The organism is Blastococcus sp. SYSU DS0541 (genome assembly GCF_054050875.1).
Genome location: NZ_JBJHAD010000013.1, coordinates 83,966 through 106,341, shown reverse-complemented (window position 1 = coordinate 106,341; position 22,376 = coordinate 83,966). Strand labels below are relative to the sequence as shown.

At 75.0% G+C, this 22,376-nt stretch carries 23 protein-coding genes; 15 read left to right on the top strand and 8 right to left on the bottom strand.

Going from position 1 to position 22,376, the window contains the following annotated elements:
* Positions 1–24 precede the first annotated feature (24 nt).
* The 3 genes from nadA to nadC are packed head-to-tail and all read left to right on the top strand — an operon-like array spanning position 25 to position 3,616.
* Complete coding sequence (gene nadA / locus ACI794_RS14810) at positions 25–1,038, top strand: quinolinate synthase NadA (RefSeq protein WP_456601267.1); 1,014 nt, start codon at positions 25–27, stop codon at positions 1,036–1,038.
* The gene (locus ACI794_RS14805; protein WP_456616745.1) at positions 1,035–2,726 is read left to right on the top strand and encodes an L-aspartate oxidase; all 1,692 of its coding nucleotides are present in this window, start codon (positions 1,035–1,037) and stop codon (positions 2,724–2,726) included. Before nadA ends, ACI794_RS14805 begins: the two co-directional genes overlap by 4 nt.
* A complete protein-coding gene (gene nadC / locus ACI794_RS14800) occupies positions 2,723–3,616 on the top strand; it encodes a carboxylating nicotinate-nucleotide diphosphorylase (RefSeq protein ID WP_456616744.1) in 894 nt (297 codons plus the stop codon). Before ACI794_RS14805 ends, nadC begins: the two co-directional genes overlap by 4 nt.
* A 74-nt stretch (positions 3,617–3,690) precedes the next feature.
* Here the strand turns inward: nadC and ACI794_RS14795 are convergent, their stop codons facing one another.
* Positions 3,691–4,731: an LLM class flavin-dependent oxidoreductase gene (locus ACI794_RS14795; RefSeq protein WP_456616743.1), complete on the bottom strand. Its 1,041-nt coding sequence runs from the start codon at positions 4,729–4,731 to the stop codon at positions 3,691–3,693.
* A 198-nt stretch (positions 4,732–4,929) separates the two neighbouring features.
* On the opposite strand from ACI794_RS14795, the gene ACI794_RS14790 reads away from it, so the two are divergent.
* Entirely contained in the window at positions 4,930–6,858 is a 1,929-nt protein-coding gene (locus tag ACI794_RS14790) for a putative bifunctional diguanylate cyclase/phosphodiesterase (RefSeq protein ID WP_456601271.1), read from the top strand.
* 86 nt (positions 6,859–6,944) lie between these two features.
* Here the strand turns inward: ACI794_RS14790 and ACI794_RS14785 are convergent, their stop codons facing one another.
* A complete protein-coding gene (locus tag ACI794_RS14785) occupies positions 6,945–7,751 on the bottom strand; it encodes an SGNH/GDSL hydrolase family protein (RefSeq protein WP_456616742.1) in 807 nt (268 codons plus the stop codon).
* A gap of 132 nt (positions 7,752–7,883) precedes the next feature.
* On the bottom strand, positions 7,884–9,305 hold the full coding sequence (locus ACI794_RS14780; RefSeq protein ID WP_456616741.1) for a dihydrolipoyl dehydrogenase family protein: 1,422 nt from the start codon (positions 9,303–9,305) through the stop codon (positions 7,884–7,886).
* Positions 9,306–9,340: 35 nt separating this feature from the next.
* Between ACI794_RS14780 and ACI794_RS14775 the strand changes: the two genes are divergently transcribed.
* The 7 genes from ACI794_RS14775 (at position 9,341) to ACI794_RS14745 (ending at position 17,158) form a co-directional block, all read left to right on the top strand.
* On the top strand, positions 9,341–9,853 hold the full coding sequence (locus ACI794_RS14775) for a flavin reductase family protein (protein ID WP_456601274.1): 513 nt from the start codon (positions 9,341–9,343) through the stop codon (positions 9,851–9,853).
* A gap of 153 nt (positions 9,854–10,006) precedes the next feature.
* Positions 10,007–10,522, top strand: a complete 516-nt coding sequence (locus ACI794_RS14770; RefSeq protein ID WP_456601275.1) for a sigma-70 family RNA polymerase sigma factor — start codon at positions 10,007–10,009, stop codon at positions 10,520–10,522.
* On the top strand, positions 10,506–11,591 hold the full coding sequence (locus ACI794_RS14765; protein ID WP_456616740.1) for a hypothetical protein: 1,086 nt from the start codon (positions 10,506–10,508) through the stop codon (positions 11,589–11,591). The genes ACI794_RS14770 and ACI794_RS14765 overlap by 17 nt, the downstream gene beginning before the upstream one ends.
* Before the next feature lie 19 nt (positions 11,592–11,610).
* The gene (locus ACI794_RS14760) at positions 11,611–12,582 is read left to right on the top strand and encodes an ABC transporter ATP-binding protein (RefSeq protein WP_456601277.1); all 972 of its coding nucleotides are present in this window, start codon (positions 11,611–11,613) and stop codon (positions 12,580–12,582) included.
* Positions 12,579–13,424, top strand: coding sequence for an ABC transporter permease subunit (locus tag ACI794_RS14755; protein ID WP_456581479.1), 846 nt, complete (start codon positions 12,579–12,581; stop codon positions 13,422–13,424). Before ACI794_RS14760 ends, ACI794_RS14755 begins: the two co-directional genes overlap by 4 nt.
* 247 nt (positions 13,425–13,671) lie before the next feature.
* Positions 13,672–16,275, top strand: a complete 2,604-nt coding sequence (locus tag ACI794_RS14750) for a bifunctional FO biosynthesis protein CofGH (RefSeq protein WP_456616739.1) — start codon at positions 13,672–13,674, stop codon at positions 16,273–16,275.
* A gap of 253 nt (positions 16,276–16,528) precedes the next feature.
* On the top strand, positions 16,529–17,158 hold the full coding sequence (locus ACI794_RS14745) for a LysE family translocator (RefSeq protein WP_456601279.1): 630 nt from the start codon (positions 16,529–16,531) through the stop codon (positions 17,156–17,158).
* Between the two features lie 322 nt (positions 17,159–17,480).
* Here the strand turns inward: ACI794_RS14745 and ACI794_RS14740 are convergent, their stop codons facing one another.
* Positions 17,481–17,714, bottom strand: coding sequence for a hypothetical protein (locus ACI794_RS14740; protein WP_456601280.1), 234 nt, complete (start codon positions 17,712–17,714; stop codon positions 17,481–17,483).
* A gap of 244 nt (positions 17,715–17,958) precedes the next feature.
* A complete protein-coding gene (locus ACI794_RS14735) occupies positions 17,959–18,828 on the bottom strand; it encodes an alpha/beta hydrolase (RefSeq protein ID WP_456616738.1) in 870 nt (289 codons plus the stop codon).
* 52 nt (positions 18,829–18,880) lie between these two features.
* Between ACI794_RS14735 and ACI794_RS14730 the strand changes: the two genes are divergently transcribed.
* Positions 18,881–19,309, top strand: a complete 429-nt coding sequence (locus tag ACI794_RS14730; RefSeq protein WP_456581482.1) for a cupin domain-containing protein — start codon at positions 18,881–18,883, stop codon at positions 19,307–19,309.
* Here ACI794_RS14730 and ACI794_RS14725 read toward each other — a convergent pair.
* A complete protein-coding gene (locus ACI794_RS14725; RefSeq protein WP_456601282.1) occupies positions 19,296–19,757 on the bottom strand; it encodes a hypothetical protein in 462 nt (153 codons plus the stop codon). The two genes, ACI794_RS14730 and ACI794_RS14725, sit on opposite strands and share 14 nt — an antisense overlap.
* A 182-nt stretch (positions 19,758–19,939) precedes the next feature.
* On the opposite strand from ACI794_RS14725, the gene ACI794_RS14720 reads away from it, so the two are divergent.
* A complete protein-coding gene (locus ACI794_RS14720; protein WP_456601283.1) occupies positions 19,940–20,356 on the top strand; it encodes a hypothetical protein in 417 nt (138 codons plus the stop codon).
* Positions 20,357–20,374: 18 nt separating this feature from the next.
* On the opposite strand, the gene ACI794_RS14715 is transcribed toward ACI794_RS14720, so the two are convergent.
* Both ACI794_RS14715 and ACI794_RS14710 read right to left on the bottom strand, forming a co-directional pair.
* On the bottom strand, positions 20,375–20,626 hold the full coding sequence (locus tag ACI794_RS14715) for a Txe/YoeB family addiction module toxin (RefSeq protein ID WP_456601284.1): 252 nt from the start codon (positions 20,624–20,626) through the stop codon (positions 20,375–20,377).
* Positions 20,623–20,868 carry a type II toxin-antitoxin system Phd/YefM family antitoxin gene (locus tag ACI794_RS14710; protein WP_456581486.1) on the bottom strand — a complete coding sequence of 82 codons (246 nt, stop codon included), beginning with the start codon at positions 20,866–20,868 and terminating at the stop codon, positions 20,623–20,625. The genes ACI794_RS14715 and ACI794_RS14710 overlap by 4 nt, the downstream gene beginning before the upstream one ends.
* Before the next feature lie 94 nt (positions 20,869–20,962).
* On the opposite strand from ACI794_RS14710, the gene ACI794_RS14705 reads away from it, so the two are divergent.
* Together ACI794_RS14705 and ACI794_RS14700 are read left to right on the top strand one after the other, a co-directional pair.
* A complete protein-coding gene (locus ACI794_RS14705) occupies positions 20,963–21,976 on the top strand; it encodes an NADPH:quinone reductase (protein WP_456616737.1) in 1,014 nt (337 codons plus the stop codon).
* A 27-nt stretch (positions 21,977–22,003) separates the two neighbouring features.
* Entirely contained in the window at positions 22,004–22,363 is a 360-nt protein-coding gene (locus tag ACI794_RS14700; RefSeq protein WP_456601286.1) for a LuxR family transcriptional regulator, read from the top strand.
* Positions 22,364–22,376: the final 13 nt, after the last annotated feature.

The following is a 22,376-nucleotide window of genomic DNA, read 5'->3' as shown; positions in this document are numbered from 1 at the left end:
AAACCCACTCCTCCGGAGGTCCCGGTGACCGCAACGCTCTCCGCCCCCACCAGCGCGCAGTGGACGCCGGAGCAGTGGCAGGACTGGCGCGACGAGGTGCGCCGGCTGGCCGCCGAGCGGGACGCCGTCGTCCTGGCGCACAACTACCAGGCCGCGCAGATCCAGGACGTCGCCGACCACGTGGGCGACTCGCTCGCGCTCTCCCGCATCGCCGCGGCCAGCACCGCCGGCACGATCGTCTTCGCCGGCGTCCACTTCATGGCCGAGACGGCGAAGATCCTCAGCCCGGAGAAGACAGTCCTCGTGCCCGACGCCGCCGCCGGCTGCTCGCTGGCCGACACGATCACCGCCGATCAGCTGCGCGCGTGGAAGGCGGAGCACCCCGGCGCCGCCGTCGTCTCCTACGTCAACACCACCGCCGAGGTGAAGGCCGAGACCGACATCTGCTGCACCTCCTCCAACGCGGTCGAGGTGGTCGAGTCGATCCCCGCCGACCGGGAGGTGCTGTTCCTCCCCGACCAGTTCCTCGGCGCCCACGTCCAGCGGGTCACCGGGCGGCGGAACATGCGCATCTGGATGGGTGAGTGCCACGTGCACGCCGGCATCTCCCCCACCGATCTGCGGCAGAGCATCGAGGACGCCCCCGACGCCGAGGTGCTCGTGCACCCCGAGTGCGGCTGCGCCACCAGCGCGCTGTGGATGGTCGGCCAGGGCGACCTGCCCTCGGACCGGGTGCACGTCCTCTCCACCGGCGCGATGCTCGACCAGGCCCGGCGGACCACGGCGAAGCGGGTGCTGGTCGCCACCGAGATCGGCATGCTGCACCAGCTCCGCCAGGCCAACCCCGCTGCCGCCTTCGAGGCGGTGAACCCGCGCGCCGAGTGCCCTTACATGAAGATGTCGACGCCGGAGAAGCTGCTGCGCGCCCTGCGCGAGGGCCGCGACGAGGTCACCGTCGACCCCGAGGTCGCCGCCCGCGCCCGGTCGGCGGTCGAGGCGATGATCGCCCTCGGCACCCCCTCGCTGGTCGGCGAGTGACCGTGGGGCCCCGCCGCACCGCGCCGGTCGCCCCCGCCGTCGTCCCCGCGCTCCCGCTGCCGGAGGCCGGCTGGACCGCCGTCACCGACGCCGTCGTCGTGGGCAGCGGCGCAGCCGGGCTGATGACCGCGCTCGCGCTGGCCGACGCCGGGCGGCGGGTCACCGTCGTCACGAAGGGCGCGCTCGGCGACGGGAGCACCCGGTGGGCCCAGGGCGGCCTGGCCGCTGTCCTCGGTGCCGACGACGACGCCGCGCTGCACCTGGCGGACACCCTGACCGCGGGCGCCGGGCTCTGCGACCCGGCCGCCGTGGCCACGCTCGTCGCGGAGGCGCCGGCCGCGATCGCGCTGCTGATGGACCTCGGCGCGCGGCTCGACCTGAGCCGCGACGGCCGCCCGGCGCTGACCCGCGAGGGAGGGCACAGCCGCGACCGGATCGTGCACGCCGGCGGTGACGCCAGCGGCGCCGAGGTCACCCGCACGCTGGTGGATGCGCTGGGCGCGGCCGGCGTCGAGGTCCTCGAGCACACCCTCGCCCTGGACGCGCTGCGCGCCGCCGACGGGACGGTCGTGGGCCTGCGGGTCGCGCGGGTCTGCGCCGGCGGCGCCCTGACCGACGCCGGGGACCTGCGCGCGCACGCCGTCGTCCTGGCGACCGGCGGCTACGGCCAGGCGTACGCCGCCGCCACCAGCCCCGCCGGCACGACCGGCGACGGGCTGGCGCTCGCACTGCGCGCCGGCGCCGAGGTCGCCGACGTCGAGATGGTGCAGTTCCACCCGACCGTGCTCTGGCAGGGGCCGGGCGCCGCGGGGCAGCAGGTGCTCGTCTCCGAGGCCGTGCGCGGTGAGGGCGCGGTCCTGGTCGACCGCGCCGGACGGCGGGTCATGGCCGGCGCGCACCCGCTGGCCGACCTCGCCCCGCGCGACGTCGTCTCCGCCACCATCGCCGCGCACCTGGCCGCGAGCGGCGAGGACCACGTCCTCCTGGACGCGACCCACCTGGGCGCGGAGTTCCTCGAGCGCCGCTTCCCCGGCATCCTCCGCGCCTGCCGGGAGGCCGGCGTCGACCCGGTCACCCAGCCCGTGCTGGTGGCACCCGGCGCGCACTACACCTGCGGCGGGGTGCTCGCCGACCTGGACGGGCGCACCGGCGTCCCCGGGTTGTCCGCCGTCGGCGAGGTCGCCTGCACCGGCGTGCACGGGGCCAACCGGCTGGCGTCCAACTCGATCACCGAGGGGCTGGTCGCCGCCCGCCGCTGCGCCGCGCTGCTGGACGCGACGCTGCCCGGCGGCGATCCGGCCGAGCCCGTCGCCGCCCGGACCCTCGCCGCCGGCGCCGTCGACCCCACCGCGCGCGCGGCGATCGGCGTCGCCACCAGCCGGCACGCCGGCGTGCTGCGCACCGCCGCCGGCCTCACCGAGCTGGCCCGAGTGCTCGCCGCGACCCCCCGGACCGACGAGCTGGACCTGGCCGCGGTCGAGGCGACGGCGGCGCACACCGTCGCGACGCTGCTGGCCACGGCCGCGCTCGCCCGCCCGGAGAGCCGCGGCTGCCACCGGCGGGCCGACGCCCCCGGCACGCGGCCCGAGTGGCAGGTGCGGCTGGTCCACCGCATCGACGGCGCCGGCCACCTGCACACCCGCACCGAGCCGCTGACCGCGGCCCACCAGACCCAGGGAGTGGCATGACCGGGTGGCGCCCGCTCCGACCGGAGCTCGCCGACGTCCTCCGCGACGGCGGCCTGGAGCCCGAGGCCGTCGAGCGGGTGATCCGCCGCGCCCTCGACGAGGACCTCGCGCTCGGCCCCGACGTCACCACCACCGCCACCGTCCCCGCCGGCGCCCGCGCCACCGGCGACGTGGTGCCCCGCTCGCCGGGCGTGCTGGCCGGCGTCCCGGTGGCCGCCGCGGTGTTCGCCATCGTGGGCGGTGACGACGTCGAGGTGACGCTGCACGCGGCCGACGGCATGGCCGCCCGCACGAACGCGCCCGTGCTCACCGCCGCCGGGCCCACCCGGTCACTGCTCACGGCGGAGCGGACGGCGCTGAACCTCGTCGGGCATCTCTCCGGCGTCGCCACCCTGACCCGGCGCTGGGTGGACGCCCTCGCGGGTACGGACGCGGCGATCCGCGACACCCGCAAGACGATCCCGGGCCTGCGGGCGCTGGAGAAGTACGCCGTGCGCTGCGGCGGCGGGGTCAACCACCGCATGGCGCTCGGCGACGCCGCGCTGGTCAAGGACAACCACGTCGCCGCGGCCGGTGGCATCACCGCGGCCGTGGAGGCGGTGCGGGGGGCGGCGCCGGGCATCCCGCTCGAGGTCGAGTGCGACACCCTCGACCAGGTGCGCGAGGCGGTCGCGGCCGGCGTCGAACTGGTGCTGCTCGACAACTTCCCCCTCGCCGACACCCGCGCCGCCGTCGAGCTGGTGCGCGGGACCGGCGTGCGGCTGGAGGCCAGCGGCGGCCTCTCGCTGGAGCGGGCCGCCGAGGTCGCGGCGACCGGTGTCGACTACCTGGCGGTCGGCGCGCTCACCCACAGCGCGCCGGTGCTCGACCTGGGCTTCGACCTCCGCTGACCCGCCCGCCGCCAGCGGCCCCGTCCAGGGGACCGCCCCGAGCCTGCGAAGGGCGGGGAGGACGGGGTCCTTTCTCAGGCGGCGCGCTGGTCCGGGTGCACCCAGCCGATCGCGGGGGCGACGTGCTCGACGATCGTCCGCAGCAGGTGCGCGTTGTACTCGACACCCAGCATGTTGGGCACGGTGAGCAGCAGGCTGTCGGCCTCCCGGACGGCGGCGTCCTTGGCCAGCTCCTCGGCGAGGACGTCGGGCTCACCGGTGTAGCTCTTGCCGAAGCGCGCCCGCACCCCCTCGAGGATGCCCACCTGGTCCTCGCCGTCCCGGCCGCTGCCGAAGTACTGCCGGTCGAGGTCGCTGGTGATCGGGAGCACGCTCCGGCTCACCGACACCCGCGGCTCCCGCTCCCACCCCGCCTCGGCCCAGGCGGCGCGGTAGCGCGCGATCTGCTCGGCCTGCAGCTCGTCGAACGGCACGCCGGTGTCCTCCACCAGCAGCGTGGAGCTCATCAGGTTCAGCCCCTGCCGCGCCGTCCACTCCGCCGTGGCCCGGGTGCCCGAGCCCCACCAGATGCGTTCGGCCAGCCCCGGCGACTGCGGCTGCACCGCCAGCCGACCGGACGCCCCGCCGGTCATGCGCGGGTCGGCGTCGACCACCGGCTGCCCGGAGACCGCCGCCAGGAACAGTGCCGTCTTCTGCCGCGCCAGCTCGGCGTCGCTGCTGCCCTCGCCGGGCACGTAGCCGAACGCCTCCGAGCCGCGCAGCGCCGTCTCCGGCGACCCACGGCTCACGCCCAGCTGCAGCCGCCCGTCGGCGAGCAGGTCGGTCGCCGCCGCCTCCTCGGCCATGTAGAGCGGGTTCTCGTAGCGCATGTCGATCACGCCGGTGCCGAGCTCGATCCGCCGGGTGCGGGCCGCCATCGCGGCCAGCAGCGGGAACGGCGAGGAGAGCTGCCGGGCGAAGTGGTGCACCCGCACGTAGGCCCCGTCGAGCCCCAGCTCCTCGGCGGCCACCGCGAGCTCCACGCTCTGCACGAGGGCGTCCCGCCCGGTGCGCACCTGCGAGCCCGGGATGGGCTGCCAGTGGCCGAAGGACAGGAAGCCGATCCGCTTGTCCACGACTGGGTCCTTTCGTCGATGTCTGCCCCAGCAGCGCGAGGGGGGCGGCCCGGATTCCCACCGCGCATGGCAGGTCCGCGGAACGCGCGCGACCGGTGGGACGGGTGTGACCCGGTGCGACGGAGTGTGACGGGGCGATCACGACTCTCCGTGAACGGCTTCCGTCACTTCTCGCCTGCGATGCGTGACGCTGTGCCGGTGAGCCTCCCCGCACCCGAGATGCCCCGCTCCCCGGGCACGCCCGGCGGTGGCGCCGGGCAGCGCTTGCGGGCGATCGACACGCTGCTCGCCGACCGGGGCCAGCTGTTCCAGGCCCTGTTCCTCAGCGCACCGATCGCCAAGGCCCTGGTCGACCTCGACGGTCACGTGCTGGTGGCCAATCCGCGGATGTGCGCCCTCACCGGCCGCACCGCCGAGAGCCTGGCCGGCCGGCACGTCGACCTGCTGGCCCACCCCGACGACCCACCGGTGGGCGACCTCGGCCTGGAGCCGGCGCCGGACGAGCCGGCGCTCGACCCGAACCTGCTGCTGGACGGCGAGCGCCGGCTGCGCCGCTCCGACGGCACGGAGCTGTGGGTGGTGCAGTCCCACGAGGTGGTGCGGCAGAACAACGGGACGCCGCAGTTCGTCGTCCTGTCGCTGGTCGACGTCACCGACCGCCGCCGCGCCGAGGAGGACGCCGTCCGCCGCGCGTTCATGGACCCGCTCACCGGGCTGCCCAACCGCCGCGCGCTCACCGACAGGCTGCGCCACGCCGTCGCCCTCTCCCGCCGCCGGGGCCTGCAGGTCGGCCTGGTGCACCTCAACATCGACCGCTTCCAGGCGGTCAACGACGCCCTCGGCCACGAGGCCGGCGACCTGCTGCTCAGCCAGTTCGCGGACCGGCTCCGGTGGAGCACCCGCGTCGAGGACACCGCCGTGCGCCTGGGCGCCGACGAGTTCCTGGTGGTCGCCGAGGACGTCGAGGACCTGGACGGGCTGCGCGCGCTGGCCGGCCGGCTGCTGGGCGTGCTCGACGAGCCCTTCCTGGTGAACGGCCGGGAGATCACCCTCTCGGCGAGCGTCGGGCTCACCCTCGGCGCCGACATGACCCCCGACGACCTGCTCCGCCAGGCGCAGAGCGCGCTCAGCAAGGCGAAGGCCGACGGCCAGCGCGCCCGCATCGAGGTGCACGAGGGGGCGCTCTCGCGCAGCGACGTGGACGCGCTCCAGCTGGAGACCGAGCTCCGCCACGCGCTCGACAACGACGAGCTGCGGCTCTTCTACCAGCCGATCGTGCACCTGGCCGACGAGACGCTGCTGGGCTACGAGGCGCTCATCCGCTGGCAGCACCCGACCCGCGGGCTGCTGCCGCCCGGCGTCTTCCTGGACGTCGCCGAGAACAACCGGCTCACCTCCAAGCTCGGCGCCTGGGTGCTGCGCCGCGCGTGCCTGGACGCCGCCACGTGGGCCGACGACCTCCGGGTGCACGTCAACATCTCCGCCCGGCACCTGGCCGAGGACGGCTTCAGCGAACTGGTCGCCGCGGCGCTCGAGGAGTCGGGGCTGCCGCCGCAGCGCCTGGAGCTGGAGATCACCGAGTCGACGGCGCTCTTCGCCGCCGAGGCCACGCTGCACTCGGTCGCCGTCGTCACCGACCAGGGCGTGACCCTCGCGCTCGACGACTTCGGCACCGGGTACTCGGCGATCACCGCGCTGCACCGGCTCCCCATCCACACCGTGAAGATCGACCGGTCCTTCGTCGCCGACGTCGTCACCCAGCCCTCCACCGCCGCGCTGGTGCACGGGCTGCTGCAGCTCGGGCGCGGCATGGGGCTGCAGGTCATCGCCGAGGGCATCGAGGACCTCGACCAGGCCGCCTGGCTGCTCGACCACGGCTGCGCCATGGCCCAGGGCTACGCCTTCGGCCGCCCCGCGCCCCTGCCCAGCCCGGCGGAGGTGCTCATCGGCGAGGTCACCCAGGCCCCGGCCGAGGACGTCGCCGGTGAGCTGCTGCCGGAGCCGCCCACGCCCCTCGGGCTCCCCCGCCAGCGGCCGCCGTCGACCCCCGAGGGGCACGACCGGGTCGACACCGGCCGGTTCGGCGCCGGCTCGCTCTTCGACGACCTCGCCGACCCCGACCAGTAGAAGGACTCTCCTGCCCCCCACTGCTCGCACGCTCGCGGCGGGGCCCTGCAGGAGGGCCGTTCCAGCACGTCACCCGTTCCAGCGCGTCACCTCCGAGGGAGAGCCAGGGGCACGGGGCGCTTGGCGACCCTGCCATCGCCGGAGGAGCGGCCGCGCAGCCGCCGGCCGACCCACGGCGCCACGAAGCCGCGCACCCACGCGGCTTCCTCGGCCAGCGCCGCCCGCAGCTCGCGGGGCGGCTGCGGCGGGAGCGGGGTGCGCCAGTCCTCGCCGTCGGCACCGGGCAGCCCCAGCGCCGCGGCGGCGGCGAGCGCCATCCGCCGGTGCCCCTCGCCCGTGAGGTGGATGCGGTCGGAGTCCCACAGCCGGAAGTCCTGGATCCACGCCGCGCCCCACTGGTCCAGGACGGCGGCGCCGTGCCGCGCGGCGATCGACCACAGGTTGGCGTCGAAGACGGCGATCCGCCCCCGCAGCCGGCGCAGGATCGGCGTGTTCCGGGTGTCGGCGGTGGTGGCCAGCAGCACGTCGGCCCCCGCGGCGCGGAAGCGGACGACCGCGGACTCCAGCTGCGCGGCCAGTTCGTCGGGGTCGGCGCCCGGGCGCATGAGGTCGTTCCCGCCGGCGACCAGGCTGACCAGGTCCGGCTGCGCCTCCAGGGCCACCGGCACCTGCTCGGCGAGCACCTGGGCCAGGAGCCGCCCGCGGATCGCCAGGTTCGCGTACTCGACGTCGGCGCCGGGCGCGGCGGCCGCGAGGTGCTCGGCCAGCCGGTCGGCCCAGCCGCGGAACTCGCCGGGGCGCTCGGGGTCGGGGTCGCTCAGCCCCTCCGTGAACGAGTCGCCGAGAGCGATGTAGCGGCGCCAGGGGGAACGCGCGGAGCGGTCGAACTGCACGGCCCACTCCAGCACGGACCTCCGCGCGGCCGTCGCCGGGGTCAGGTCCCGCGAGGGCCCGCCCGTGCGCCGCGGTCGCGACCCCAGCCGTACGCGGACGGGGCGGCGGCCACGGGCCTGGGGTGAGGGGGGTCAGCCGCGGTAGGTCTCCAGCAGCCGCAGCCAGATCTCGCTGATCGTCGGATAGGCGGGGACGGCGTGCCACAGCCGCGCGATCGGCACCTCCCCGACCACCGCGATCGTCGCCGCGTGCAGCAGCTCGGCGACCGCGGGGCCGACGAAGGTCACCCCCAGCAGCACCTCCCGCTCGGTGTCCACCACCGCGATCGCCGTACCGGTGTACCCGTCGGCGAAGACCGCGGCACCGGAGACCTTGCCGATCGGGTACTCGACGACGCGGTGCGGCAACCCGGCATCCGCGGCCTCCGCGGCGGTGCGCCCGACGGCGGCGACCTGCGGCGAGGTGAACACGACCGAGGGCGTCGCGACGTCGTCCGCGGTCGCGACGAACGGGGACCACGGCGAGGTGTCGAGCTGCTCACCACGTGCCCGGGCGACGATCGCCGCGCCGGCCTGACGCGCCTCGTACTTGCCCATGTGGGTGAGCTGACGGCGCCCGTTGACGTCGCCCACCCCGTAGAGCCACGGGATGCCCTCGACCCGCAGCGTCGCGTCGACCGGGAGGTACTCCCCCGGCTCCAGGCCCGCCGTCTCCGCCCCGATGTCGGCGGTGCGGGCGGAGCGGCCCGTGGCGACCAGCACCTCGTCGCCGCGCACCTCGCCGTCCGCCGTCGTCAGCACCACCTCGGTGCCGTCCCGCCGGGCGGCGGTGACCTCCGTGTCCAGCCGCACGTCGACGCCCGAGTCCCGCAGCGACGCCGCGATGGCGTCGCCGGCCTGCGGCTCCAGCCCCGGCAGCAGCCGGTCCCCGCGCTGGAGCAGCGTCACCCGCGACCCGAGCGCCTGCCACGCCGTCGCCATCTCGCAGCCGACGTAGCCGCCGCCGAGCACCAGCAGCCGGGCCGGCGCCCCCTTGGCGCTGGTCGCCTCGCGTGGCCCCCACGGGTCGACCTCGGCCAGCCCGTCGACGGGCGGTAGGGCGGCCTTCGACCCGGTGCAGACGGCGACGGCGTGCCGCGCGGTCAGCCGGGTCGTCGTCCCGTCCTCGGCGGTGACGACGACGGTCCGCTCGCCGTCGAGCCGGCCGCTGCCACGCAGCAGGTCGATGCCGGCGCCGTGCACCCACTCCACCTGGCCGGAGTCGTCCCAGTGCGAGGTGAACGAGTCGCGGCGGGCGAGGGTGGCTGCCACGTCCTGCTCCCCGGTGACCGCCTGCGCCGCGCCGTCCACGGCCCGCGCCTCGGCGAGCACCTCGGTACCGCGCAGCAGCGTCTTGCTCGGCATGCAGGCCCAGTAGGAGCACTCGCCGCCCACCAGCTCGGGCTCCACGAGCACCGCCGACAGCCCGCCCCGCACCACGACGTCGGCGACGTTCTCCCCGGTCGACCCCGCTCCCAGGACCACGACGTCGTACGTGCGCTCGGCTTCGGTCACCGGCCCATCCTGGGGGGTGTGCTGGACTGGCCGCCATGCCGGTCGACCCCGCGGCGTTCGCCGCCGCCCTGGCCCAGCACGCCGCCGGCGTCTGCCTGCTCACCGTGCGGGACGACATCGACGACGTGGGGACGACGGTCAGCTCGGTCATGAGCGTCTCCGCCTCCCCTCCGCTGGTCGCCGTCGGCCTGAGCGCCGAGGGCTACCCGGCCGAGGTGCTGGAGGCGGTCGGGGCCTGCGCGCTGACCGTCCTCGCCGCCGAGCACGCGATCGTCGCCTCGCGGTTCGCCTCCGCCGGCCGGCCCAGCGCCCGCCACCTGCTGGAGTCGGTGCCTTGGACGCGGGCGGCCGGCAGCGGGGCGATCGTGCTGACCGGCGGGCTGGCCGCGCTGGACTGCCGGCTGGAGCGGCTGGTCGAGGCCGGGGACCACGTGCTGGCCCTGCTCGCCGTCGACGACGCCGCGGTGCAGGACACGACCGCCCGCCCGCTGCTGCGCCACCGCGGCCGGTACCTGGACGCCCCGGGCCGGTCGCCGGCGCGGCCGTGAGACCGGCGGTGCAGTTCTCGCCGTCGGCTGTCACATCCCGGGCGCCGGCGGTGCTGTACGGGTGTGGACCTGATACGGCCGTCGGCCACCGCGGCCCTCTCCCTGCCCGGGGTGCGCGGCGCGGCCCGGCCCCGCACTGATCGGGGCGTGCGCATGCCACGGTCACGGGTCGGCGTCCGGGCCGACCTCGAGGAGGTCTTCCGCGACCACTACGCGCGGGTCGTCGCGGTGGCCACCCGGGTGCTCGGCTCGCGGGACCAGGCCGAGGACGTCGCCCAGGAGGTCTTCCTCTCCTTCGGTCGGTCCACCGTGCCGGCCGACGAGGCCGGCGGCTGGCTGGCCGTCGCCGCGACCCACACCGCGCTGAACGTGCTCCGCTCGGGCCGCCGTCGCAGCGCCCGCGAGGAGATCGCCGGCGACGGCGGCCCGACCGTCGTCCCCGACGTCGCCGAGGACGTCATCACCCGCGAGGAGCGCAGCTCCGTGCGGGCGGCGCTCGGGCGGCTGCCGCACAAGCAGGCGGCCGCGCTCGTCCTGCGGCACAGCGGCCTCAGCTACGCCGAGGTCGCCGCCGCCCTCGACATGTCCCCCGGGAGCGTGGGCACCACCGTGCGCCGCGCCGAATCCGTGCTGCTCAAGGAGCTGAACCGCCATGCGTCACCCGAGTGAGGGCGTCCTGCGCCGTCTCGTCGACGAGCCGGCCGGCGTGACCGACGCCGACCGCACCCACGTCGCCGCCTGCGCGACCTGCCGCCCCGCCTTCGAGCGCGCCCGCAGCGAAGCCCACCTGGTCGGCTCCGCGCTGGGGCCGCCGGTCGCCGTCGACACCGACGCCGCCTGGGCCCGCTTCTCGGCCGCGGCCGCCGCCGACACCGCGCCGGAGCCCGCCCGCCCGGCGGTGGCGCGGCGCGGTGGCTGGCGGACCGCGGTGCGCCGGCCTGCCGTCGCCGCGCTGGGCGCGGTGGTGCTGTTCACCGGCGCCGGCGTCGCCGCGGCCAACGACTGGCTGCCGATCTTCTCGACCGAGCAGGTCGAGCCGGTGGAGGTCAGCGCCACCGAGCTCGTGCAGGTGCCCGACCTCTCCGCCTACGGCGACCTGCAGGTCGTCCGCGCGCCGGAGCCCGAGCAGGTGGCCGACGCCGAGGCGGCGCGCGAGCGGACCGGGCTGGACGTCCCCGGGGTCGCCGAGCTGCCCGAGGGCGTGACCGGCGACCCGACCTACCAGGCCGCGGGCGTCCTCGAGGCCACCTTCACCTTCTCCGCCGAGAAGGCCGCGCAGGCGGCGGCCGCCGAGGGCGAGGACCTGCCGCCGGTGCCCGCCGGGCTCGACGGCAGCTCGCTGCGCCTGCAGGCCGGGCCGGGCGTCGCGGCCATGTGGGCGCAGCCGACCGGCGTGCCGACGCTGGTCGTGGCCCGGGTCGGTGCGCCGCGCGTGGAGTCCTCCGGGGTGCCGTTCGAGACGGTGCGCGACTACCTCCTGTCGCTGCCGGGGCTGCCCGCCGGGCTCGCCGAACAGCTCCGCGACCTCTCCGCGGACGGCGCGACGCTGCCCCTGCCGGTGCCGGCCGAGCTGGTCACCTCCTCCACCGCGGACGTCGACGGTGTCGAGGCGACCGTGCTGACCAGCCGCAACGGCCTGTTCGCCGGCGTGGTGTTGGTCGAGGACGGCGTGATGACCGGCGTCGCCGGGACGCTCTCCGCCGACGAGCTGCTGTCGGTCGCCCGTGAGCTCGGCTGACGCCGCTACGGTCGCCGGCATGAGCTCCGGGTCGACGGCGGCGGGGACGGCGGGCGCGACGCTCACCGACCTGCCGCCGTCCCCGGCGGTCTGGTGCTCAGGGCTGCGCAAGCGGTACGGACGCCGGACCGCCGTGGACGACGTCTCGTTCACCGTCGGTCGCGGCGAGGTGGTCGGGCTGCTCGGCCCCAACGGCGCCGGGAAGACCAGCGTCATCAAGATGCTGCTCGGCCTCGTGCGGCCGGACGCCGGCGAGGTGCTGCTGCTCGGCCGGGAGTCCGCCGACCCCCGCTCCCGCAGCGCCGTCGGCTACCTGCCCGAGCTGTTCCGCTACCAGCCGTGGCTGACCGCGGCCGAGGTGCTGGACCTGCACGTCAAGCTGTCCCGCACCGACGTCCCGCCCGCGGAGCGCCGGGAGTGCCTGGCGACGGTCGGCCTGGGCGAGCGGACCGGTGACCGCGTCGGCGGCTTCTCCAAGGGCATGCAGCAGCGGCTCGGGCTCGCCGTCGCGCTGGTCGCCCGGCCGGAGCTGGTGGTCCTGGACGAGCCGACCAGCGCGCTGGACCCGATCGGCCGGGTCGACGTCCGCGACCTCGTGCTCTCCCTGAAGGCCCGCGGCGTCGCCGTCCTGCTCAACTCGCACCTGATCGGCGAGGTCGAGCGGGTGTGCGACCGGGTGGTCATCCTGGACGAGGGCAAGGTGGCCGCGTCCGGGACGCTCGCCGAGCTGCTCGGTCAGCGGGAGGTGCGGCTCCGCCTCGGCGACGTCGACCAGCGGGTCGAGGAGCGGCTGCGGGCGGCCGGCTCGCTGGCGCGCAGCGGAGACTGGTTCACCGTGGCGCTGGGGTCGGAGGACGACGGCGTCACCGTGCCCGACCTGGTGCGCGACCTCGTCGGCCTGGGCGTACGCGTGCACGCCGTCGAGCCGGTGCGGATTAGCCTCGAGGAGCGGCTGCTCGCCGTCCTCCGCCACGAGGAGGCGGCGCCGTGATCGCGCTGACCATCGCGGGGCTCACCCTGCGCGAGGCCGCCCGGCGCAAGGTCGTCTGGGCGCTGCTGGCCCTCACCGTGGTGCTGCTGGCGCTCAGTGGCTGGGGCTTCTCGCGGCTGATCGGCCTGGACACCGAGCTCGGCACGCTCACCAGTGGCGAGGCCCGCCTCGTGGCGTCGCTGCTGCTCAACCTGATCATGTTCGGCTTCAGCCTGGTCGCCGCGATCGGCACCGCGTTCCTGGCCGGCCCCACGCTCGCCGGGGAGGTGGAGTCGGGCCAGGCGCTGGCGGTGCTCGCCCGCCCGGTGCGCCGGTCGTCGGTGCTGCTGGGCAAGTGGCTGGGCCTGCTGGCGTTCGGCTGCGGTTACGTCGTCCTGGCGGGGCTGGCCCAGCTGCTCGTGGTGCGCGGGGTGGTCGGCTACTGGCCGCCCTCGCCCGCCGCCGGGCTCGCGCTGCTGGCGGCCGAGACCGTCGTGCTGCTCACCCTGGCCCTGCTGCTCTCCAGCGTCATCTCCCCGATGGCGTCGGGCATCGTCGCGGTGGGCCTCTTCGGGGCGACCTGGGTGGCCGGCGTGGTCGGCGGGATCGGCGGCGCGCTGGGCAACGAGGGCGTCGAGCGGGTGGGCACCGTGTCGCGGGTGCTGCTGCCCACCGACGGCCTGTGGCGGGGCGCGATGAACGCCTTCCAGGACCCGGGCGCGCTGATCCAGATGGGGCCCGAGGGCGGCTTCCCCTTCCTGAGCGACGCCGCCCCGACCCCGGTCTACCTGCTCTGGGCCGCCGTCTGGGTGGCCGTGGTCTGGGGGCTCACCGCGCTCTCGTTCCAGCGCCGCGACATCTGAGCCGCCGCGGTGCGCTGGCTCCGGGCCTGGACGGCCGGGGGTCCGGCCATGCTCGCTCTCTGCCCACCGGGACGGGGCAGAGAGCGAGCTTCCACCGCCCTTCCCTGCGCCGGTCGGGCCGAGGCCGCCGAGGCGCGGAAGACGCGGTCTCCGCGGCCGCCGACAGCCCGATGTGCGCGCAGTCGCGGCCACGTCGACGGGGCGGGGAGCCCGGTCGTCAGCTCCGCGGGCTAGCGTCGGACCCGCTATGAGCGCTCTGCCTGCACCATCCGAGTCCGCCGTCCGCCGCGCCCTGGTCCGCGCCGAACGGGGCGTCTCGCTGGACGCGACCGAGGCGGAGACCCTGCTGCACGCCCGTGGCCTGGGCGACGGCGAGCCGCTGGACCGGCTGCTGACCGCCGCCGGCCGCGTCCGCGACGCGGGGCTGGCGAGCGCCGGGCGGCCGGGCGTCGTGACCTACAGCCGCAAGGTGTTCATCCCGCTCACCCACCTCTGCCGCGACCGCTGCCACTACTGCACCTTCGTGACGACGCCCGGGCAGCTGCGGGCGCAGGGCAAGCCGCCCTACCTCTCCCCCGACGAGGTGCTGCAGATCGCCCGCGACGGCGCCGCGCTGGGGTGCAAGGAGGCGCTGTTCACCCTCGGCGACCGCCCCGAGGACCGCTGGCCGGTCGCCCGCGAGTGGCTCGAGGCGCACGGCTTCGACTCGACGCTGGGCTACCTGCGCGCGATGGCGATCCGGGTGCTGGAGGAGACCGGGCTGCTGCCCCACCTCAACCCCGGGGTCCTCTCGTGGGAGGAGATCCAGCGGCTGAAGCCGGTGGCCGCGTCCATGGGGATGATGCTGGAGACGACGGCGACCCGGCTGTGGTCGCAGCCCGGCGGCCCGCACTTCGGCAGCCCCGACAAGGAGCCCGCGCTCCGGCTCCGCGTGCTGGAGGACGCCGGGCGCTCCGCCGTCCCCTTCACCACCGGCGTGCTGCTGGGCATCGGCGAGGACTACGCCGAGCGGGTCGACGCCGTCCTGCAGATCCGCGCCACCGCGCAGCGGCACGGCCACGTGCAGGAGGTCATCGTCCAGAACTTCCGCGCCAAGCCCCGCACCGCCATGCAGGCCCACGAGGACCTGGAGCTGCAGGAGTACGTGGCCGCCGTCGCCGTCACCCGGCTGCTGCTGGGCCCGAAGGCGCGGGTGCAGGCGCCGCCGAACCTGAGCGACTCCACCGAGCTCGGGCTGCTGCTCCGCGCCGGGGTGGACGACTGGGGCGGCGTCTCGCCGCTGACCCCGGACCACGTCAACCCCGAGCGGCCGTGGCCGAACCTGGAGGAGCTGGCCAAGCTCTCCGACTACGCGGGGTTCGAGCTGCGCGAGCGGCTGGCCGCCCAGCCCCCCTACGTCCTGCAGCCCGAGCCGTGGCTGGACCCGCGGGTGCGCCCGCACGTCACCGCGCTCGCCGGCCCCGACGGGCTGGCGGTCGAGGGGCGCATCCCGGTCGGGCTGCCCTGGCAGGAGCCGGACGAGGCGTGGATCTCCTCGGGCCGGGTCGACCTGCACGTCGAGGTCGACACCGTCGGGCGGACGGCCGACCGGCGCAGCGACTTCGACGCCGTCTACGGCGACTGGTCCGAGCTCCGCGACCGGACGACGTCGGCCCGCGACGGGCGGTCCACCGCGCTGTCCGCCGGCGACCGCGAGGTGCTGGCGGCGCTGCTGCACGCCGAGCAGGACCCGGCGGGGCTCTCCGACGCGGAGTACCTGGCGCTGCTGGGTGCCGACGGCACGGACCTCGAGAACCTCTGCGCGCTCGCCGATGCGGTCCGGGCCGACGTCAACGGCGACGACGTCACCTACGTCGTCAACCGGAACATCAACTTCACCAACGTCTGCTACACCGGCTGCCGGTTCTGCGCGTTCGCCCAGCGGCGCACCGACGCCGACGCCTACACGCTCTCGATGAGCCAGGTGGGCGACCGGGTCGACGAGGCGTGGGCGGCCGGGGCGACCGAGATCTGCATGCAGGGCGGCATCCACCCCGACCTGCCCGGCACCGCGTACCTCGACCTCGCACGGGAGGTGAAGCAGCGCCAGCCCGGCATCCACCTGCACGCGTTCAGCCCCATGGAGATCGTCAACGGCGCCGCCCGCACCGGGCTCCCGTTCCGCGAGTTCCTCACCGGGCTCAAGGAGGCCGGCCTCGACTCGATCCCCGGCACGGCCGCGGAGATCCTCGACGACGACGTCCGCTGGGTGCTCACCAAGGGCAAGCTGCCGACGGCGACCTGGCTGGAGATCATCGGCACCGCGCACGAGGTCGGCATCCCGACGACGTCGACGATGATGTACGGCCACGTCGACACCCCGGCCCACTGGGTCGCCCACCTGCGCACCCTGGCCGCCCTGCAGGACCGCACCGGCGGCTTCACCGAGTTCGTGCTGCTGCCGTTCGTGCACCACAACTCCCCCATCTACCTGGCCGGGGTCGCCCGCCCCGGGCCGACCGTGCGCGAGAACCGGGCGGTGCACGCCGTCGCGCGGCTGCTGCTGCACGGGCGGATCGGCAACATCCAGACCTCGTGGGTGAAGCTCGGCGACACCGGCACCCAGGCGGTGCTGCAGGGCGGGGCCAACGACCTCGGCGGCACGCTGATGGAGGAGACGATCAGCCGCATGGCCGGCAGCGAGAACGGGTCGCTGAAGACCATCGCCGAGCTCGAGGCGATGGCCGCCGCGATCGGCCGCCCCGCCCGCCAGCGCACCACCGAGTACGGCACGCCGTCGGCCGAGCGGATCGCCACCGCCCACTCCGAGGAGGGCCGCGCCCGGCTGACCCTCTCGATCGCCCCGCGTTGAGTACGGCACATGAGGATGGACAGGCCGGACTGACTCCGCAGATGCGACCGCCCGCGGGAACGCCTGTGGCAATCAGCTGTGTCTCTGAGCGGCCCGTCCTGGGTCAGGCGAATACACCTGCAACAGGAGCACCAGCAGCGCATCCGGCAACGTTGGCCCTGGAGGCGGCTTCGGAGACAGATCTCGCAATCTCCCTGCCATCGCCTGGAAGCGCCACAGCCAAGGGAACCGGGGCGCTGCCTACAGTGGCTCGGTGCCAGCTCAGCTCCTGCCCTTCCTCGCCGTAGTCGCGGTTCTCACGCTGACCCCCGGACCGGACATGGCCCTCGTCCTACGCAACGGAGTACGGGGCGGCGTCCGGATGGCGTGGTGGACAGGACTGGGCTGCTGCACGGGCATCGCCGCGTACGCCACGGCATCCGCGATCGGCCTGGCCGCGATCCTCGCCGCGTCGGCCACGGCCTTCATGGTCATCAAGTTCGTCGGCGCCGCGTACTTGGTCTACTTGGGCGTCATGGCCCTGTGGCACTCGCGCAAGCACCCGGCAGCCTCCACGCCCACCGAGGCGCCCGCGCCGACGGTGCTGGGGCGGAAGGCGGCCTTCCGGCAGGGCCTCATCACCAACCTGCTCAACCCCAAGATCGCACTCATCTTCCTGACGCTCATCCCGCAGTTCGTGTCTCCCGGAGAGCCGGCGTTCACCACCGGCGTGCTGGCAGCCGTCTTCCTGGGCGTGGCCGTGCTCTGGTGGCGGACGTTCTCGCTCGCCGTCGGCGCTCTCGGTCGGCTGCTGTCCCGGGACCGCGTACGTGTCGCGATCGAGCGCGTCACAGGAACTGTGCTCATCGGTCTGGGCGTCCGGGTGGCGCTCACCGACCGCTGAACGGCTCATCGAGACGGTCAAGCAGGTCGATCAACTGCCCCCGAGTGGGCCGCTCAGGGACAGCCGGACAAAGCCTTCGAACAGGTGCCACGGCTGCCGCCCTCCTCGTGACGACGAGTCTCGACACGGCAGATGCAAGTTGTGATCTTGATCGCTGCCCTTCCGGCAGAGGGCCCTCCGGACGACGCCCACCGGTGTCGATGTGGAGGAGGAACCCGATGACTGAGCGACTGTCGCGGGTCCGACTGGGACCCCATGTCTCGACGACGGAAGACTGACGCCCGCCCGGGAGGCCTCCCGGGCGGGCGTCAGCGTCGAGCGATCAGTGCCGGGTCGACCGGCCGATCCCCAGAAGGACGAGGATCACGGCCATCGGCGCGACCATCTGTGTCGCCTGATTGACATCTCGGGTGATCCACAGCGTCACTGCCATCAGGGATGCCAGGATGGCGACGATCGCAACCAAGATCCATCCACTTTGCGTTGGACTGGGCTGGCTTGGCGGCGAGGCGGGCTGTTGGGCTGTCTGGATGCTCGAACGGGTGCTCTTGGCCATGGGTCCTCCACGCGGGTCAGGGGTGAGGGGCGGCAGCCACCATCGCGCGGGGGCAGAGCGTCGTTCGGTACGGACCGCACCGGACATGTGCTCCGCTCGTGCAGCCTTGAAACGTTCTGATGCCCACGAGTTGTCGGAGCGAAGGAGCGGGCCCGTCGAGCAGAGGTGCACCTCGCGGTCGCGCTCCGGCGCAGGTGTCAGGACACGCGTGCTGGTGTCCCTGGAGCCGCCTTCTGGGCGAGTTTCACGACGGACAGGCTGCCCGATGCCACCACCCACATGAGGCGTACTCACCCCGCGTCGAGGGCGGCGAGCTCACCACCGCCGCGACAACCTCCTCCCCCGCGAGCAGGACGAGGTCGTTGTGGTCGGCACCCGGGACCTCCACCACACGGTGCAGCGAAGCGGCGGCGTCGGCCACCGCCCGGCTCTGCGCCGGCGGGACGATCGAGTCGGCGCTGCCGTACACCACCGTGGTGGGCACCTCGATCCGGCGGACCTGCTCGGCCACCGGGTAGCGGTCGCGCAGCAGCGCCCGCACCGGCAGGAACGGGTAGTGCTCGCTCCCCACGGCGGCGAGGTCCACGAACGGGGAGCGGAGCACCAGCCCGGCCGGCGGGTGCTCCACCGCCAGCCCGGTCGCGACCGCCGCGCCGAGGCTCTCCCCGAAGTAGACGAGCCGGTCGGCCGGCACCCCGCCGTCCCCGATCAGGAACTCCCGCGCCGCCTCCGCGTCCAGCGCCAGCCCCTCCTCGCTCGGGCTGCCCGGGTTCCCGCCGTAGCCGCGGTAGTCGAAGAGCAGGACGGCGAGCCCCTCGTCCGCCAGCTCCCGCGCCAGCGGCGCCCGCATGCCGCGGTGGCCGCCGTTGCCGTTGGTGACCAGGACCCCGGGGGCATCCGGCGTCCGGCCCGGGACGAACCAGGCGCCCAGCCGCAGGCCGTCGTCGGTCTCGAGCACGACGTCCCGCGCGCCCGGCACCGCCTGCCCCGCCGGCGGGAGCGGTCCGGCGTCGGGCAGGTAGACCAGGCGGCGCTGGAACGCCCACAGCAGGGTCACCAGGAGAGTGCACAGCAGGACGACGACGGCCGCACCCGTGAGCACCCTGCGCAGCATCCCCTGATGGTCCCGCCTGCCGCGCACGGCCGACCAGCGCTAGCGTCCGTCCATGGCACTCGACGGCACCGACCACTGGCACGCCCCGCTGCGCCACGTCCGCGCGGCGGAGCTCTCGACCGACACGGGGCAGAGCAGCGGCATGACCCGCAAGGAGGCGGTGTCCGGGAAGAGCGTCGGTGCGGAGAAGGTCTGGATGGGTGAGGCCCACGTCGCGCCCGGCACCGCCTCGGCCAACCACCACCACGGCGACTCCGAGACCGGCATCTACGTGGTCTCCGGCCGGCCGGTGTTCGTCTTCGCCCGGGACGGCGAGGAGGTCCGACTCACCCCCGAGCCGGGCGACTACGTGTTCGTGCCGCCGTGGACCCCGCACCGCGAGGAGAACCCCGGGCAGGAGGAGGCGGTCGTGGTCCTGGCCCGCAGCAGCCAGGAGGCGATCGTGGTGAACCTGCCGCCGGGGTCGCTCACGCAGCTGTGAGCCGCGCCGCCGGCTCACGCCCTCGATCAGCCGCGCCTGAGCGTGCCAGCCGGTAGACGAGCACCGCCTGGAGCGCGTACACGACTGCCATCGCCACGAACAGCGCGGTGAGCGCGGTCCACTGCCCGGCACCGAGCGGACCGACGCCTTCGAGGTCGCTCTGCGCGATGCCCGCCGCCTGGACCGGGATGGCGACGGCGCCGAGGGCCAGCACGGCCTGGGACCAACGGGACCGGCCCCAGGCCAGCGCGACGGCGCCCGGAGCCAGGAACACGATGTAGAAGACCGCGATGAACGCCAGACCGGTCCAGCTGAAGGCCGGGTCGCCTCCGGCCACGAGCGCGACCAGCCGCATCAGCCCCCGCGTCAGCACGGCCCCGACCACTCCGCCGAGCACCGCCGCCGCGATCCCGACGACGAGCGCCCTGAGCATCCGCCGTCCGTCCACGTCTGGCTCCTCGCCCCCGGCTCCCGCAGGAGCGCCACCCGGATCGCCGGAGGGTAGTGGGGGGAGCCGCACGACGGGCCGGTCGCCGGCGCGGGTTCCGACACCGGGGCTGCCAGCGCGGCAGTGCGGCTCCGGCTCGGGCGCCCGGGGCTGCCGGCCCCGGGCGTCGGTAGCCTCCGTCCATGGGCTACTTCGGCACGCTCGTCTACAGCGAAGGACGCTGGCGCACGGGGCGGCCGACCGCGGTGCCGTTCCTGATGGTCGACGTGCACGACAGCGACATCGCGACCGTGGACTACCGCGCCGCCGACGCCTCCGGCGGCCGCTTCTTCCTCGGCTACGAGCCGCGGATCTACTTCGACGAGCCCGACGCCTCGGCGCCCGTGGACGTCGACGCCGAGGCCGAGGGGTTCGCCCGGTGGGTGCGGGACGCGGTGGGCACGGAGCTGGAGCCGGCGGCGGTGCGGGGCCTCATGGCCTCGCCGGGCGGCGTGCCGCCCACCGACGAGGTGGTCGAGCAGACCGTCGAGCGGCTGCTGACCGCCTCCGGCCTGCCGATCCCGGAGTGGCCCACCGACGACGACGCCCCGCCCGGCTGATCGGGCCGATGGGCCCGGTCAGTAGTGGTACCGCGCCTGCAGGATCACGAGGTCGTCACCGCGGACGGTGCAGACCATGCGGTGTTCCTGGTCGATGCGGCGCGACCAGCAGCCGGAGAGGTCCCCACGGAGGCGCTCAGGCTTGCCCGCTCCTGCAGCAGGGTCCCGGGCGGCCTCGGTGATGAGACGGTTGATCCGGCCCAGCGTCTTCCGGTCGCCCGTCCAGCTCGTGTAGTCGTCCCAGCCATGGGTCGTGAAGACGATCCTCACTCGACCAGCTGGTGCGGCTCAGCCTTCCCGTCGGCCGCCTCCGCCAGGCTCTCGCGAAGGCGCTCGGCGTTCCTGGGTGACTGCAGGAGGTGCACGGTCTCCTTGAGCGAGTGGTACTCGTCGGCGGAGACGAGGAATGCCGTTCCGCGCTTCGAGACGATCTCGACGGCGACCTGGTCGGCGTTGACCTCCTCGATCAGCGGGAACAGCCGCTGACGGGCTTCGCTGGCGGTGACGGACATGGACCCTCCATCGGCACGTGGTACGAGAAACCGTACCACTCCCCGTGCCTATGCGCGTCGGTGTGCCTCGGACGGGACCGGGTAGCGGACCCCGATGCGCGCGATCTCCTACACCCAGCCCGGTGGCCCCGACGTCCTGCAACTGATCGACCGCCCGGTGCCCGAGCCCGGCCCCGGTGAGGTGCGCGTCCGCGTCGCCTTCTCCGGCGTCAACCCCACTGACTGGAAGTCGCGCACGAACGCGCAGCCTGGCCCGGACGGGCAGGTGCCCAACCAGGACGGCTCGGGCACCGTCGACGCCGTCGGCCAGGGCGTGGAGCCGGCGATGCTCGGCCAGCGGGTGTGGATCTGGGAGGCCGCCTGGCAGCGGCCGTGGGGCACCGCCGCGGAGTACACCGTCGTCCCGGCGCGGCACGTCGTCCTCCTGGGCGAGAACACCCCCTTCGAGCTCGGCGCCGCCCTCGGCATCCCGTTCCTCACGGCGCACCGCTGCCTCACCGTGGGAGAGTCGCTGCCCGACCGGCTGGGCGCCGGTGCCCTCACCGGGCACACGGTGCTGGTGCAGGGCGGCGCGGGCGCGGTGGGCAACGCCGCCATCCAGCTCGCCCGGTGGGCCGACGCGACGGTCATCGCCACGGTGAGCAGCCCCCGCAAGGCGCGGCTGGCCGCCGCGGCCGGCGCCGATCACGTCGTCGACTACAAGCAGCAGGACGTCGTCGCCGAGGTGCGGAAGCTCGCGCCGAAGGGTGTGGACGCGATCGTCGAGGTCTCGGCAGCGGTCAACGCCGCCGTCGATGCGCAGGTCATCGGGATGCACGGGGCGGTCGCGATGTACGCCGACGACGGCGGCGCGGAGGTGACCGTGCCGGTGCGCGCCCAGATGACGCCCAACGCCCGCTGGCAGTTCGTGCTCGTCTACACCGAGCCGGAGCGGGCGAAGGTCCTCGGCATCGAGGACGTCGCCACCGCGGTCGCCGAGGGCGCGATCCGGGTCGGGGAGGACGCCGGCTTGCCGCTGCACGTCCACCCGCTCGCCGAGACCGCCGCCGCGCACCGGGCGGTGCAGGACGGGGCCGTCGGCAAGGTGCTGATCGACGTCACCGCCTGAGCGCGGCGCTGTGCCTAGCCTCGGGCCATGAGTGATCCCGCGACGACGACCGACCTGAGCGCGCTCGCCGACGAGCTGCTCGACCGGGCGCGCTCCGAGCACGCCGGCCGCGCGGCACGCGCCCTGCCGCACCCGGTCGACGGGCTGCGCCAGACGGTCATCGCGCTCCGCGGCGGAGCCGAGCTGGCCGAGCACGAGAGCCCCGGCCTCGCGAGCCTGCTGGTCCTCCGCGGGCGGGTGCGGCTCTTGGCCGGCGAGCACACCGACGAGCTGAGCGGCTCGGACGTGGCGCCGATCCTGGCCCGCCGGCACAGCCTGCACGCCGACGAGGACTCCGTCGTCCTGCTCAGCGTCGCGGTCCCGCAGCGCGCGCCCGCCGCGCACTGACGGCCGAGAGCAG

What these genes read in the sequence shown, in the direction of transcription:
- nadC (WP_456616744.1), top strand. Translation starts at nt 2,723, where the DNA reads ATGACCGGGTGGCGCCCGCTCCGACCGGAGCTCGCCGACGTCCTCCGC.
- ACI794_RS14775 (WP_456601274.1), top strand. Translation starts at nt 9,341, where the DNA reads ATGCCGGTCGACCCCGCGGCGTTCGCCGCCGCCCTGGCCCAGCACGCC.
- ACI794_RS14770 (WP_456601275.1), top strand. Translation starts at nt 10,007, where the DNA reads ATGCCACGGTCACGGGTCGGCGTCCGGGCCGACCTCGAGGAGGTCTTC.
- ACI794_RS14765 (WP_456616740.1), top strand. Translation starts at nt 10,506, where the DNA reads ATGCGTCACCCGAGTGAGGGCGTCCTGCGCCGTCTCGTCGACGAGCCG.
- ACI794_RS14760 (WP_456601277.1), top strand. Translation starts at nt 11,611, where the DNA reads ATGAGCTCCGGGTCGACGGCGGCGGGGACGGCGGGCGCGACGCTCACC.
- ACI794_RS14750 (WP_456616739.1), top strand. Translation starts at nt 13,672, where the DNA reads ATGAGCGCTCTGCCTGCACCATCCGAGTCCGCCGTCCGCCGCGCCCTG.
- ACI794_RS14740 (WP_456601280.1), bottom strand. Translation starts at nt 17,714, where the DNA reads ATGGCCAAGAGCACCCGTTCGAGCATCCAGACAGCCCAACAGCCCGCC.
- ACI794_RS14735 (WP_456616738.1), bottom strand. Translation starts at nt 18,828, where the DNA reads ATGCTGCGCAGGGTGCTCACGGGTGCGGCCGTCGTCGTCCTGCTGTGC.
- ACI794_RS14730 (WP_456581482.1), top strand. Translation starts at nt 18,881, where the DNA reads ATGGCACTCGACGGCACCGACCACTGGCACGCCCCGCTGCGCCACGTC.
- ACI794_RS14720 (WP_456601283.1), top strand. Translation starts at nt 19,940, where the DNA reads ATGGGCTACTTCGGCACGCTCGTCTACAGCGAAGGACGCTGGCGCACG.
- ACI794_RS14710 (WP_456581486.1), bottom strand. Translation starts at nt 20,868, where the DNA reads ATGTCCGTCACCGCCAGCGAAGCCCGTCAGCGGCTGTTCCCGCTGATC.
- ACI794_RS14705 (WP_456616737.1), top strand. Translation starts at nt 20,963, where the DNA reads ATGCGCGCGATCTCCTACACCCAGCCCGGTGGCCCCGACGTCCTGCAA.
- ACI794_RS14700 (WP_456601286.1), top strand. Translation starts at nt 22,004, where the DNA reads ATGAGTGATCCCGCGACGACGACCGACCTGAGCGCGCTCGCCGACGAG.